Origin of the sequence: Jeotgalibacillus marinus (assembly GCF_040801915.1) — a bacterium.
Lineage (GTDB): Bacteria > Bacillota > Bacilli > Bacillales > Jeotgalibacillaceae > Jeotgalibacillus > Jeotgalibacillus marinus.
Window position 1 is genome coordinate 18,751 of record NZ_JBFMIA010000012.1, and the last position, 13,710, is coordinate 32,460.

Here is a 13,710-nt window from a genome sequence, read left to right on the forward strand (position 1 = left end):
CGGTGTTTTCAGCAGTGATGCTTTTCATCTTTCAAACACTTGCGTACAAATTTCGCAATAAGAAAGACGGTAATTATCGCAAAAATAATCCCGATAATAAGGACGATAATCGCAGGGATGACAACCACGAGATCGCATATTTCTCCGAAACCTAATACCAACAATGCTGTGGCGATAATAATGGCGTTTGATAGTGCCAACCAACAAAGGGCAAAGCCCACTCCTTTACATGCACAACAGACTTTTTCTTCTTGAAGGGTCATCGTTTTTCACCTCGTTTTTTTATTTTTGCTGACTATCCACCTTATGAGAGAAGACCCCGATATGTTGATGAAGTTAAAAAAGACCCGTTAGCGTCATTTTCGCCGTGCCATTCGTTACGATTAAGCGGTAAGACTTTTTCCTATTACTGTTTCAATGTACTAAATTATGTTTTTGGGTGATGTGACTTAAGTCACACTTTGTTGATTTGTAACAATTTTACGTGTTCCTTTTTTTCTATTTTCGAAGGTGTATCCTTAGTTAAAATTGGTGTTGATGGTTGATTATTGTAAGCGAATAAGTTAATAATGAAGACATAGCTTACCCTTTTTGTAGGTCAATGGGTGTGTCGTAACTTTACACGTAGAGGTGACTAGTTTTTGGTCGCTCAAAGCTGTTACATCAACGAATTTCGGAGATTTCTTAAATGTAGTTTTGACAATAACTGAAGGTTGGAGCAGGCTAGATGAAAAATAAAAATATAATGACTGATGTAGAAAAAGAGAATTCACTTATATCAAATGATAGGGTACAAGAATTCCAGCGATTTATTGATCGTTTAGAGGGAATGGGTGAGTATCGTTTACCTCAACGTGCTTACCATATTATTAGACTGGCTATTCGAGATTTAATGCTGCCTCCTGGAAAGGCAATATTAGAACGTGAGATGAGTGAAGTGCTCCAAATGAGTCGAACTCCTGTAAGAGAAGCGCTCGTACGATTAGAAACGGAAGGTGTTGTTCGACTGGTTCCAAGACGAGGTTTTATTGTAGAGCCGATTGAAAAGGTGGATCTTAAGGAAATTTATGAAGTTGTCGAAACGTTGGATGGGCTTGCGATCGAGCTGGCTACTATGCGGGTAGGCGACACAGAACTTGATAAACTTGAGTCAATCATTAAGAATCAGGAGGAAGAACTTGAAAAAAGGAATCTAAAAGGGTGGTCCATTCTAGACGATTTATTTCATTCTTCAATTATTGAATACGCAAAAAGTAAACGTCTTCATGCAGTGATTGATAGTTATTCAGATCAATCTTATAGAGCTCGATTATTTACGATCAAACATCGTCCAATTCCTCATCGTTCTATTGTAGAACATAAAGCAATGGTTTCATGTATGAGAGCAAAAGACGGTAAAGCTGCTCGTATGGTCATGCAGTCACATCGGAGACGGGCTCAAAAGGAAATTTTGGACGCTCTAGATAAAATAGATGAAATGAAGCGCGCAGATAAATAAGAAAAAGGCAGTTTCCTATAATCAATAAAGGAAACTGCCTTTATAAATGTGCAGTAAGTAATTGGGTTATAGTAACCCACCAAAGACGAGGGGAACAAAGTAGTAAACAATAATGGTAGTAAAGAGGATGGATAACAAATTTAGCCATACGCCCGTTTGCGCCATTTTACCCATTTTTACATAACCTGTTCCAAATACAATGGCGTTTGGTGGTGCGGCAACTGGAAACATAAATGCAAATGTCGCTCCCATGCAAGCAGCTACCATTAGAACGATCGGATCAGTACCCAATGATACGGCAGCGGCAGCTACAATTGGATACACCATTGTGGAAGTGGCTGTATTGGAAGTGAACTCAGTGAGTATAGAAATGAGACTAACGATTAATACAATGATAAGGAAGATTGGAACACTGTTGAAGTTAATTAGTTGTCCACCGATCCATTCATCGAGACCAGAGTTCATAATACCCGCAGCCAGAGCCAACCCCCCACCAAAGAGCCATAAAATTCCCCATGGAAGTTTAAGAACTGTATCCCAGTCTAAAATCGTCCCTTTTTTATTTTTGGCAGGGATTAAAAAGAGAATGAACCCGCCAATTAATGCAATAAGTGTGTCATCGAGCGTAGGAATAAAATTGTTAAGTAGAAAACCACGTGTGATCCATGCTAATCCTGTGAGTGAAAATACGGTTAATACTACTTTTTCTTCAAAACTCATCTTACCGAGGTTCTCAAGATCTCTTTTAACAATGCTGCGTCCTCCAGGTATATCCTTTACTTTCATCGGAAAAGCGATTTTAACAAGATAAAGCCAGACAAGGGGGATAAGAATAATAACCATAGGTAAACCGAAAAGCATCCAGCGTGCAAAGGATATTTCTACACCATATAAATTAGTTACTGTGGCAGCTAAAATTATATTGGCTGGCGCACCAACCAGTGAACCGAATCCTCCTATAGTAGCTGAATAGGCAGTCCCGAGCATTAAAGAAGTTCCAAAGGGGAAGTTCCCTGGGGTGGTGTCAATGACTGTATTGTTTTTCAGAGAATCCGCTACATGTTTTGTTACTGCTAAGCAAATAGGGACCATCATCATGGTTGTAGCAGTATTTGAAATCCACATCGATAAAAATGCGGTGGAAATCATAAATCCAAGAATAATCATGCTCGGATTCGTTCCAATAAAAGCGATGATAGAAAGTGCGATACGTTTGTGAAGATTCCATTTCTCCATGGTTAACGCGATCATAAAGCTTCCTACAAAAAGAAAAATTAATGGATCGCCGTAAGAAGCAGATACTGCTCCTGTTTCCATCACACCTGTAAGAGGAAACAGTAAGATTGGAAGTAGTGATGTGATTGGAATAGGGACTGCTTCCGTCACCCACCATGTAGCAACCCAAGATACCGAAGCAAGAACGGTCACCGCATCATTTGACATGTCAGCTGGAGAAACAAATAATTTTATTAAAATGAATAGTGCAGGCCCGACGATTAAACCAACTAATTGTGATTTTGTATAATTAGGTGGTTTCTTTTGTTGTTGTTCGTTCTTGCTATTTGCCGATCGATCTTCAAGTGGTGAGGCAGTACCCTCGGACCCTGTTGGCTTTAGATTAAGACTGCTGAATAAGGCGATCATTATTCCTTTCACTTGATCATTCAACGTCCACATGTATGACCAGAATGCTTTTGCGCTTGTCATAATCAACCTCCCAGTTTGTTAAAGAATTCAAATGTTACCGCTTTCAAAAAACACCCTCCTTTATTAACGAAATTCGTAAATTCTTAGTTGAATGGTATAGTAATGAATACATTAATGTCAATATAAATATATGAAATATTTTGACTATTTAACAGGTGATTGTTGTTTGTATAAGTTGAATAGGAGGTTAGTGTGTAGTGTTGTGTGTGTTTTACTGAAATTAAAATGCTAGTATATATAACAACTTGACAATAACGTATACGTTGATTTAACATTCAAGTTGTAAATAGTTAAAATAATCTAAATTTGATTAAACTTTTTTGGGGGGATTTTAGTGAGTGCAGAAAAAAAGTTTCGTATAGCTGTTATTCCGGGTGATGGGATTGGGAAAGAAGTCGTTCGAGAAGGGTTACGGGTCCTCGATCACTTAGCAAACGAATCAAATGGTCAGTTTTCCTTTGAAAGCGATTTCTTTCCGTGGGGCTGCGAGTATTATTTAGAAAATGGTAAAATGATGGATGAAGATGGAGTCGAAAAGTTAAAAGATTACGATGCGATTTATTTTGGTGCAGTTGGATTTCCTGGTGTACCAGATCATGTGAGTTTATGGGGATTGCGCTTAGCTATTTGTCAGGGATTGGATCAATGGGCAAATATTCGCCCAGTTGAATTCTTGCCAGGAGTTCCAAGAAGGCTTAATCATCCTGATGTAGAAACGTTAAATTGGATACTCGTTCGGGAAAATTCAGAAGGTGAATACTCTGGAGTAGGCGGTCGGAATTTTTCAGGTCGTGGGAATGGAAACGAAGTGGCGGTTCAATCAGCCTTATTTACGGAACAGGGGTGTGAAAGGATCATCCGTTATGCATTTGATCTTGCCCGGACACGTAAAAGAAAGAAAGTAACAAGTGTGACAAAGAGTAATGCGCAGCAGTATGGAATGGTGTTGTGGGATGAGGTATTCGCCCGTGTAAGTAAGGAGTACCCTGATGTTGAAACAGATCAACAGCTTGTCGATGCCATGGCTGCACAATTCGTATTGCACCCTGAAGAATTAGAAGTAGTGGTTGCTTCAAACTTGTTTGCAGATATTTTATCTGACTTAGGAAGTGCCCTCGCTGGAAGTTTAGGGATAGCGGCAAGCGCTAATCTTAATCCAGAAGGGTGTACGCCAAGTATGTTTGAATCTGTACATGGGTCTGCTCCAGACATTGCTGGGGAAGGGATCGCCAATCCGATCGGTACAATTGGAAGTGCAGCATTAATGTTAGACCATCTAGGACTAAAGGAAGAAGCGAAGCTCTTGAACAAAGCGATTGAAGAAACGACACGTAAAGGGTTTCTAACTCGTGATATAGGTGGAACGCACAATACGGTTGAAATCACAGACGCTATTATCGAAAATCTATCGATGGTTAAAGAGGAAGTGTAGGTTAAGATACTGTAATCGAAATAATCCTTCAACAAAAACACAAAAGGTCTCACAGGCGATCAACGCTTGTGAGACCTTCTATTATTTAGCGAAGAACGCCGCAATGACTTGGCGATCTTCTTCACTCAATCCATATAGTTCGAACGTGATCAGGTGTTCAATCTCATTTCGCAACTGCTCAACAACCGAGTCATCGCGGGCACCCAAAATGCCCTCAACCAACTCGACCAATTTCACTTGCTGCTCACCAGAAGGACACTTCAACGGCAAGGCTTGAATATTTCCTTTCAACACCTTCACCGCACTCCATTTATTCATGTAGTAAAACTGCATCAAATCAGAATTCAGCAGTGCGAGAATGGTTTTCATCTCCATACCTGGAATGCGCGGCGTGATGATGTTGGCACTATTTAATGTGAGTGATTGTTCCGCATCATAGGCAAATACGAGCTTTTTATTGATAAATTTATAAATCAGCTTTTCATCGACACGGTAAAACGACGTCGGCTTTATTTGCTGATACGCTTCTGGCTTGAACTCAATATGCTTTTTCGCAGGAGCCAGACGATACGGCTTTACGTCTTTCCCTGTATAAATAGGTTCGCTCCGTTCAGTCGGTTCGTCCAACAGATGCTGTTTATTATCACCCGTCACGATCCCAAGTGCGTAATCTGTATGCTCATCTAAATAAAACAGATCATTCTGCTCTTCAATCTTACGCACAACCGCATACAAATCATCCGTCGCTTCTGGGTTGATCGTGTAGTCGCATGTAATGATGTTCTGAAGGTCGATCGAGGTCACGGCTCCTGACGATACAATCTCCACGCGGTCATTTCTCCTTGTAGAGTTGGACACCTGCACGCTCACCGTTGGCGAATTCACATGGTTAAACATCTTATGATTCAATACGATTTTCTCTAAATTAAATTCCGTGATCACATGCTCACGGATCCATTTATGTGCACCCACATTTAAAAAAGACACAGGCAACACAAAGAATAAATGTCCGTCTTCCGCTAAACGCTGTACATACTTATGTAGTATCAGCGAAAAACTTTCACGCTGTCTTGACTTCATTGTCGGATAAAGTTGAGTGATTTGCTCGATCTCACCCTTGCTAAAACTGTAGCCCCACGGTGGATTGCCAATGACTAAATCGAACTTCTTGTCATTAACAACCGATGATGCAAATCCAATCTCTTCATTTAAAAGAGCATTCCCCACATGAATCGAAAGCGGCGGAACTCCATCAAGCGTGCCGTGGCAAATGATCAAATTCACCTTCGTCAGCATCACGCTTGTTTCATCAAGGTCGATACCGTGTAGGACGTCGCTCAAAATCAACTCACTTGGGACGTGTTGCTTTAACTGATGAAAGCATTCAATCAAGAAATTCCCAGAACCACAGCAAGGGTCAATGATCATAGCAGACTCCTTGAATGCACTAAAATCAATAGTCTGAATCATTTCCTTCATTATATAGTGCGGCGTGTAATACGATCCTTGCTTCTTACGGACGTCCAACGTGACAAGTGCTTGATAAATCTGGCCGAGGAAGTCTTCGTGTTTGGCGAAGTAAGGAATGGTGAGCGTCTTAATCTCACTAAGCACTTCAAGTTGCTCAGGTGACAAGGAATGATCGGCATCAAATAATTCTGGCAGCACCCGCTGAATAGCAGGATGTACGTCAGGGGCAATCGATCGGATCAATGGAGTCTGATTCTCAGCACTCGAAATAATACCCTTATCCCATAAAACCTTTAGCGACAATTCTTTCATGACGATACTCACATTAATACTTGAGCGCTCCACAATTGCGGATAGTGTCTCTATAACTCCTGTATATTCATTATGCTCTACATAATCTGTGGGAATCACTGTGCTCGTCACGTACTTCTTGTTGCGCCGTGACTGTAGCGCTGTGCTTGTTCCATTCATCAATTCTTCACGAAGCCGCACAACCTCCGAGCGATCAAACCGCTTATCCACAACAGGTGCAAACACACCTTTTTTTACCCAGTTTGCCACGGTTGCCTTAGACACATCAAGTAGTTCTGCTGTTTGAGCGAGAGTTAGTAAATTCTCCGTCTTATTCATGTTTATCTCCTTACATGAGTTCGTTCTTTATGGTTTGCTCGTGGCTTTTTATCCGCGTGATTATATGTTGTTATTGTTTAGATGATATACGATTTGGAGGGGGGGAGCAAGGATAGGGGAAGGGGTTACTAGAAGATCATTCAAACAAACGTTTATTTGAGATTACAGGGACAAGCAAGAGTACGTTCGTTTGTGTGAATAAGTTCAAAAAGCCGATCGTTCGTTAATGATGAACCATCGGCTTTCCTTTCAATCGTTATTTTTTAACAACATGAAGTAGTATCTTCGCTATCGCCTTTCGTGAAGAAGAACTCCCACTCATTTCCTTCAGGATCCGTCACCCAAAACTTATCCTGAAGAGCATAACAACAGTTTGTATTCATTTCTTCTCTGGCGAAGAAACCAAGCTTCTCTAGTCGTTCTTTATGTTTTAATACCTCTTCAAGACTTGCTACTTGAATACCAAAGTGACCAACCTGATTACCTTTAACTTCATTTCTGACATTCAATGTAAAGTTTAATGCTAACTCCTCCGGTAGAAATTTTGCATAATCATCTTTAATTTTAACCGGTTTCTGATCAAAGACCTTAGAGTAAAATTCAATGGATGCTTGAAGATCAGTTACATTTAAACCAACGTGTGCTCTTAACATAAAACCACTCCTTGTATCAATTTTTTTTGATGAATGAATTAAAAAAATAACAATCACCGGCTTGCGTTAATTTGTAATCTTTGTTGATCTAATAAGACCCAAGGACATTTCGTCTTATTAAATCAATTTTTCTTGATGTAAGTTTAGTATATATCGATATTTACCATAATGCAAGCGTTAAATCAATTTTTTTTGATTTTTTTTATTAGATAGGATGTCGTAAATGCTCAATTTATTTGGAAAGCATTCAATCAAGAAATTCCCAGAACCACAGCACGGGTTAACGATATCATCGTAGCAGACTCCTTGATGCAATGATATCAATGGAATCATTTCCTTCATAATGGTTTGAGGGAGAGTCATTAAATTCATCCTCTTATTAAAGTTTATCCCCTTGTTCGTATGTTGTTATTGTTAAAATGATATATGATACGGTGGAGGGATTGTGAGAAAAAGTTATCAATAAGGATGACTCTGTGAATAATAGATAATGGTCATATATATATGTCTATACAAAGAGATCAAACTAAATATACGTTTTAAATCGTACTTTAATAGTTTCTTCTTAATGCATTGAAATAGTAATATATAGATATAGAACGGACGTGTTACATTACTAATGAGGTTCTCAAGATATCATTTAGGGTCCTAAGAAAGACTGGTTGGAAATGCTATGCAAACCATCAAGAGGATATTTAGCGTGGCATTAGGATATAATTTAAAAGAATAATTGAGGTGATATTATGGCTCATAAAATACCAAATTTTATTAACGTTCGTGATTATCAGAAAGATGCCATCAGTTCTTGGTATAACAATAATGGTAAAGGTTTATTAGAGATGGCGACAGGCACTGGTAAGACAATTACTGCATTATCACTTTCAGCTAACCTGACAAAAACTGTTGGGAAGCTAGCTATTATTGTTGTTACCCCTTTTACACAATTATCATTGCAATGGGTAGAAGAATGTAGAAATTTTAATCTCTTACCAATTAAAGCATTTGAAAATAAAAATAAATGGTCACCGAAGATGGAACAGTATATAGATGCTTATAATGAGAATTTGTTAGAGAATATTTGTATAGTAACTACAAATGCAACTTTTTCACAGAAGACATTTCAATCGTTATTGGCAAACCTAAAAAACCCTGCACTGCTAATTATAGATGAGGCGCATTATTTTGGAGCGAAAAATTTAAGTAAGTCACTACCCGAGCACATAAATTTCCGATTAGCATTAACTGCAACTCCTGAAAGATGGATGGATGAAGAGGGAAGCGAAAGGCTTCTCAATTACTTTGGTAATAAGGTAGTTTATAAATTTGGATTAGATCAAGCTATTAAAGAGGGATTTTTGACGAGATATTATTATTACCCTCATTTGGTAGAACTTACACCTGATGAGGCGGAAAGTTATGTTGAATTAACATTGAAAATAAGAAAGCTTTCTCATCAAGCAAAAGTGGATAAAGAAAAAAAGGAGATAATGAATCGTTTAGCAATAAAAAGAGCGAGGATTATATACTCTGCGCACAATAAAATGAATGTTTTAAGGGGAATTATAGAGAAAAATATAAATATTAAAAAATCATTGTTTTATTGTGGAGACGGTAAAGTTCAAAGTGATGTAAATATCGAAGTCAGACAGCTTGATGGTGTTATGTCCCTTTTAAGAAATGAATTTAACATTGAAGCAAAAAGATTTACCTCATCAGAACCGAATAAAACTAGAAGTAAAATCCTTACTGACTTTGAAAAAGGTGAAATTGACGCCTTGGTCGCAATTAAGTGCTTAGATGAGGGGATTGATGTTCCTTCAACACAAACAGCTTATTTGATTTCGAGTACTTCAAATCCTAAAGAGTTTATTCAAAGAAGGGGAAGGGTTCTTCGAAAACACAAGGATAAGCATCATGCAATTATCCATGATTTTATTGTATTACCACCAAACCCTTATGACTTTTATGAAAAAGAAGATGAAATGTTTAATATTGAAAGAGCCCAACTAGGGAAAGAGTTACAAAGGTTTGCTGAGTTTTCAAATTTAGCAATAAACGGGCCAGAAGCAGATAATGTTATATGGAAAGTTAAACAGAAGTATAATTTATTAGATATGTGAGGTGAAAATAATGGAGAACGTTAACACTCTAGAAGAAGTTTTAATGAGATTGGATAACAGAGAAAAGAAAATGCTGAAAAATATACTCGATTTAGAAAAAGCAGCTTTGGATAGAAATAGTCAAAAAAGAGTGCAAATAAAAAAAGAAATATATGATGTTATCAAAATGGGAGTGAAGAGTGAATGATTTTTAATAAAATTGAACTTCATAATTTCCGTCAATTTTATGGAACTCAAGAAATAATATTTTCTATAAAAGATGGTAAGCACGTGACGGTGATTCATGGTGAGAATGGATCAGGGAAGACTGCTTTATTGAATGCGTTTAACTGGTGTCTGTATGGGAAAACGGATTTGCCAAAACCGAATGATTTAATCAATGAATTTGCATATTCTGAAATGGATAAACTAGGTAAGGTTGAGATGTATATAGAATTAGAGTTTAAGTCTCGACAAACGGAATACTTGTTAAGAAGAACATTAAAGTTTGAAGAGAAGGATAAATGGACTTTTGCGAAAGATACTACTGGAGAAGTTACCTTAAAATATTATTCTGATGATAGATACAAAGAAATAGGAAATCCTTCTATTGAATTAAATCAAATTTTACCTGAAAATATGAGAAATTATTTCTTCTTTGATGGAGAAAGAATAGATAATTTATCAAAACAAGAAGATAGCTTGGAGATAAAAGAAGCTATAAAGACGATTATGGACTTAGAAGTATTAGAAAGAAGTATAGAACATACAAAGTCTGTTAAGAAGCAATTTATGGATGAGTTTAAGGAAAACACCAATGACTCGACTAAACTTGTTGTAAATCAGTTAGAAAATGCTACATCTAAATTAGACAACATGAAGGTGGAGTTAGACCAGGTTAAAAACAATATAAGTATTAGAAAATCCCAAAAGCAAGATATTGAAATCAAGCTGTCGAAAATTGATTCTATTGCAGTGATTCAACAAGAGAGGATGGAACTTGAAAAAGAAAAAGGGAAAAGTGAGATGGAGCTAAGGGATGTAAGTAAAAAAATAACTCAAAAAATAAGTAAAGAAGGGTACCTTGCTATTACCCGTTCTCTTGTGCATAGAGTAAGTGAACGGTTAGAAGAAACAAATAACACGAGAAGTTCTCGAGTAGAAGTTCCTATTCGAGTGTTAAAAACTATCATTGAAAATGACAAATGTATTTGTGGAACATCATTGTCTGATGGACAAGATGCTTTGGCAGAAATCAAGCATTTACTTGATCATTCATCTCCAGACAATGAGGCTACTTCTTATGCATATCTTAGTGGTGATAATAAATTAGTGGATAGCTATAGAAATCGTTTTTTCGAAGATCTAACTGATTTGAGAAAAAGAGAAGCGAATTTAATTGAACATATTGATGACACAATGAACAGAATTGAGGAAAAAAGTGCAGAAATATCTAAAAGAGACTTTGAAGACCTTAATGGATTGGAAAAAAAACGAAAAACATTTGAACTTGAAATTGAATCTTATCAAAAAGACTTAGGGTTATTAGAAAATTCAATTGAAAATTATGAGAGAGAAATTAAAGATTTGGAGAAACAACTAGCAGAGCAAAAAGAAATTGAGAGTAAAGCGGTGATATCAAAAAAACGGTATGAAACAAGTGCTAAGATTCTAGACGTAATGGAACAGATCCATATAATAAAGGAAAATGAAGTGAAAGTAGAGCTTAAGGAGAGGCTTAAGAAAGTTTATAGCTATTTTTTAAGAAAAGAGTATTCAATTGATCTAAGTAGTGATTTTACACTGATTGTGAAAAACAAAAGTCAAAAAAAAGTTGCGATGTCGCAAGGAGAACGACAAATAACAAGCTTATCGTTTATTGGAGCAATCGTCGAAATGGCTAGAGAGAAATATAATAAAAGGTCAGGTAATGGTATTGGTGAAGGGGGAATATATCCTCTTGTAATGGATTCCCCATTTGGTGCATTGGACTCTGATCATAGAAAACGGGTTGCTCAAGGTGTACATAAATTATCCGACCAGATTATCGTCATTCTATCTACTTCACAGTGGAAAGGTCAAGTGGAAGAATCCTTGTCTAATTACGTAGGTTCCAGTTATACCTTAGATTATCAAGCGCCTATGGTATCAGGTGATCCTTCTTTTGAATTTACAAAGATTGAGGTGTCATCAAAATGAACAGAAGAATAAGAAGACCAACTGACCAATACAAGATTTACAAGGAAGTAACCGATAAAGACTCCATAGGACTTTTTGAATCATACAAAGATTATTTTATGCTATCAGCAGTAGTTGGGCTTGTAGTAGGAGAGAAAAGAGAATTTACGTCTTCATTAGAGTTAATATCATGGAATGTTTTTAATTATGAAACTGATTTACCAGTTATTAATCTTATATATTACTTAGATAGGAGAGATGTAAATATATTATATGACGATAATGAAGAAAGTTTTAATGAAAAGATAACTGTAATCGAAGAATATGCGGCAGCTGGAGCTGAAATTGTCTACCAAAAGCTCATTCAAGATCCAACTAGAGCTAGAGACGTTTTGATCTCATATTTTACGAAGTTAAATACACGTATAAAGCAAGAACAGCATAATGATGTGAACATTATTGGTGAATTTTTATCTTGAGCTAAAGGAGCATTGATCAGCTCGATCAATGCTCCGTTTATATACTAGAACTTTTCCTAAAGTTGTTCAAAAACCTTCATTTCCTTAAGTGATTGATAAGGTGAAAGTGAAAAGCGGATTGACTCTCTTACTTCTTTTAAGGAGAAGCCCATTGCTTGTAAGACATGAGACGGTTTTGAACTACTGCATGCTGAACCGCTAGATGCTGCAATAATTGGAGCAAGCTTTTTTAATAAAATTTCATTATTGACGCCAATAAATCTAACATTGACAACACCTGGTATTTTTTTCTTGTCGTCTGAATTGAAGGATATATGATCATTAAACTTGTTTTTTAAAATTTGTGTTAAGCTACTTTCTAATAGTTTCATTTGCTCACTATTTTGTATTAGTCGTTCATTAGCTAACTTTGCAGCTTCCCCGAATCCTACTATATTGTGTACAGCGTACGTTCCGCTACGCATGTTGTTTTCTTGACCTCCTCCGTGTATAAGTGGGGTAAAAGGAATTGATTGTTTATATTCATCTTCTCGAATTATTGAAATTCCGATTCCCTTTGGACCAAAGACTTTATGAGCAGACGCCGATAGAAACCCAACACCAGGAATTTTTGCCCAATTAATCTCAATCTTCCCCACCGCTTGAGTAGCATCAGTATGAAATAACACATTTTTTTGTTGAGCAATAGTAGATAGAGTTGAAATATCATTTAGAGATCCAGTTTCATTATTTGCCCATATGATAGAGATTAAAATTGTATCATCTCGAATTGCTAATTCGAGGTCATTTGGATTAACTCTCCCATATGAGTCTACATCTAAATAAGTGATCTCAAATCCTTTTTTCTCTAAGAAAATACAAACATCTAAGACCGAAACGTGTTCGGCCTTAGATGTAATGATGTGTTTACCCTTCTTAGCGTAATAATCAGCTACACCCTTAATGATCATGTTATTGCTCTCAGTTGAACCGCTTGTAAAAACTATTTCATTTTCAGTTGAGTTAAAGAGTTTGCAAATGTGTTCTCTAGCTTTCTTGACTGCTTGTTTTGAATCGGTAGCGAGTTTGTAATATTTTCCAGAAGGGTTTCCGTATTCATTTTCGAGATAAGTAAACATCTGTTCTCTAACTTCTGGAAGAATTGGAGTAGTTGCACTATTATCAAGGTACAGCATGCTTAACACCTCCATTACTAACCTATTTTAATAAATTTGATATAAATTTATCGTAATTCCCAGAATGCTGATATTCTTGTTCCAGCAGAATGCATCCTCTTGATAAGTGTGCGTTATATAAGCCAGGAAAGTATTCTTCTTCTTCAACATGTCTTTTTGAATGTTGTCTAATAAGGGCTTTATAGAAATAGTCTTGATCACCTGTGAGGGTGTTTCGATTGAACTCAAGGCCGTCAGGATCACTACTCTTTAGTTCTGGGATAGTTGGTACCTTAAGTGATAAGGCGATAGAAAGTCTAGCTAAAATATTTGGTGTCATGCTAGTTGATGACTGTAGTGACTTCAATGTAGTGGCAGTATTAGAGTCAGTTTTCAATCTGAAGTTCATA

12 protein-coding genes are annotated in these 13,710 nt (G+C 36.9%); 6 read left to right on the forward strand and 6 right to left on the reverse strand.

The annotated features are described in order from the left end of the window. Positions 1-8 precede the first annotated feature (8 nt). Positions 9-263, reverse strand: a complete 255-nt coding sequence (locus AB1471_RS12380; protein ID WP_367780078.1) for a hypothetical protein — start codon at positions 261-263, stop codon at positions 9-11. A gap of 464 nt (positions 264-727) precedes the next feature. On the opposite strand from AB1471_RS12380, the gene AB1471_RS12385 reads away from it, so the two are divergent. Further along, entirely contained in the window at positions 728-1,498 is a 771-nt protein-coding gene (locus AB1471_RS12385) for a GntR family transcriptional regulator (RefSeq protein ID WP_367780079.1), read from the forward strand. A 66-nt stretch (positions 1,499-1,564) separates the two neighbouring features. On the opposite strand, the gene AB1471_RS12390 is transcribed toward AB1471_RS12385, so the two are convergent. Continuing rightward, positions 1,565-3,205 (reverse strand): SLC13 family permease, encoded by a 1,641-nt coding sequence (locus AB1471_RS12390; RefSeq protein ID WP_367780080.1) that lies wholly within the window; start codon positions 3,203-3,205, stop codon positions 1,565-1,567. Between the two features lie 334 nt (positions 3,206-3,539). Between AB1471_RS12390 and AB1471_RS12395 the strand changes: the two genes are divergently transcribed. After that, positions 3,540-4,637 (forward strand): tartrate dehydrogenase, encoded by a 1,098-nt coding sequence (locus tag AB1471_RS12395; protein ID WP_367780081.1) that lies wholly within the window; start codon positions 3,540-3,542, stop codon positions 4,635-4,637. Between the two features lie 81 nt (positions 4,638-4,718). Here AB1471_RS12395 and AB1471_RS12400 read toward each other — a convergent pair whose 3' ends face one another. Together AB1471_RS12400 and AB1471_RS12405 are read right to left on the reverse strand one after the other, a co-directional pair. Further along, a complete protein-coding gene (locus tag AB1471_RS12400; RefSeq protein WP_367780082.1) occupies positions 4,719-6,737 on the reverse strand; it encodes an N-6 DNA methylase in 2,019 nt (672 codons plus the stop codon). 263 nt (positions 6,738-7,000) lie between these two features. Further along, complete coding sequence (locus AB1471_RS12405) at positions 7,001-7,390, reverse strand: ArsI/CadI family heavy metal resistance metalloenzyme (RefSeq protein WP_367780083.1); 390 nt, start codon at positions 7,388-7,390, stop codon at positions 7,001-7,003. A gap of 743 nt (positions 7,391-8,133) precedes the next feature. Here AB1471_RS12405 and AB1471_RS12410 point away from each other — a divergent pair. From AB1471_RS12410 to AB1471_RS12425, 4 genes are read left to right on the forward strand one after another with little or no spacing between them, the layout of a single operon-like run. Beyond that, the gene (locus tag AB1471_RS12410) at positions 8,134-9,510 is read left to right on the forward strand and encodes a DEAD/DEAH box helicase family protein (protein WP_367780084.1); all 1,377 of its coding nucleotides are present in this window, start codon (positions 8,134-8,136) and stop codon (positions 9,508-9,510) included. Between the two features lie 10 nt (positions 9,511-9,520). Next, a complete protein-coding gene (locus tag AB1471_RS12415) occupies positions 9,521-9,697 on the forward strand; it encodes a hypothetical protein (RefSeq protein WP_367780085.1) in 177 nt (58 codons plus the stop codon). Continuing rightward, on the forward strand, positions 9,694-11,688 hold the full coding sequence (locus AB1471_RS12420; RefSeq protein ID WP_367780086.1) for an AAA family ATPase: 1,995 nt from the start codon (positions 9,694-9,696) through the stop codon (positions 11,686-11,688). The genes AB1471_RS12415 and AB1471_RS12420 overlap by 4 nt, the downstream gene beginning before the upstream one ends. Continuing rightward, positions 11,685-12,146 (forward strand): DNA phosphorothioation-associated 4-like protein, encoded by a 462-nt coding sequence (locus AB1471_RS12425; RefSeq protein WP_367780087.1) that lies wholly within the window; start codon positions 11,685-11,687, stop codon positions 12,144-12,146. Before AB1471_RS12420 ends, AB1471_RS12425 begins: the two co-directional genes overlap by 4 nt. A gap of 56 nt (positions 12,147-12,202) precedes the next feature. Here the strand turns inward: AB1471_RS12425 and AB1471_RS12430 are convergent, their stop codons facing one another. Both AB1471_RS12430 and AB1471_RS12435 read right to left on the reverse strand, forming a co-directional pair. After that, positions 12,203-13,321, reverse strand: a complete 1,119-nt coding sequence (locus AB1471_RS12430) for a cysteine desulfurase family protein (protein ID WP_367780088.1) — start codon at positions 13,319-13,321, stop codon at positions 12,203-12,205. A gap of 22 nt (positions 13,322-13,343) precedes the next feature. After that, positions 13,344-13,709 carry a DndE family protein gene (locus AB1471_RS12435; RefSeq protein WP_367780089.1) on the reverse strand — a complete coding sequence of 122 codons (366 nt, stop codon included), beginning with the start codon at positions 13,707-13,709 and terminating at the stop codon, positions 13,344-13,346. Between the last annotated feature and the right edge of the window lies 1 nt (position 13,710).

Coding starts and splice junctions, on each gene's coding strand:
- AB1471_RS12385 (WP_367780079.1), top strand. CDS start 728: ATGAAAAATAAAAATATAATGACTGATGTAGAAAAAGAGAATTCACTT.
- AB1471_RS12430 (WP_367780088.1), bottom strand. CDS start 13,321: ATGCTGTACCTTGATAATAGTGCAACTACTCCAATTCTTCCAGAAGTT.
- AB1471_RS12425 (WP_367780087.1), top strand. CDS start 11,685: ATGAACAGAAGAATAAGAAGACCAACTGACCAATACAAGATTTACAAG.
- AB1471_RS12400 (WP_367780082.1), bottom strand. CDS start 6,737: ATGAATAAGACGGAGAATTTACTAACTCTCGCTCAAACAGCAGAACTA.
- AB1471_RS12415 (WP_367780085.1), top strand. CDS start 9,521: ATGGAGAACGTTAACACTCTAGAAGAAGTTTTAATGAGATTGGATAAC.
- AB1471_RS12390 (WP_367780080.1), bottom strand. CDS start 3,205: ATGACAAGCGCAAAAGCATTCTGGTCATACATGTGGACGTTGAATGAT.
- AB1471_RS12435 (WP_367780089.1), bottom strand. CDS start 13,709: ATGAACTTCAGATTGAAAACTGACTCTAATACTGCCACTACATTGAAG.
- AB1471_RS12405 (WP_367780083.1), bottom strand. CDS start 7,390: ATGTTAAGAGCACACGTTGGTTTAAATGTAACTGATCTTCAAGCATCC.
- AB1471_RS12380 (WP_367780078.1), bottom strand. CDS start 263: ATGACCCTTCAAGAAGAAAAAGTCTGTTGTGCATGTAAAGGAGTGGGC.
- AB1471_RS12410 (WP_367780084.1), top strand. CDS start 8,134: ATGGCTCATAAAATACCAAATTTTATTAACGTTCGTGATTATCAGAAA.
- AB1471_RS12420 (WP_367780086.1), top strand. CDS start 9,694: ATGATTTTTAATAAAATTGAACTTCATAATTTCCGTCAATTTTATGGA.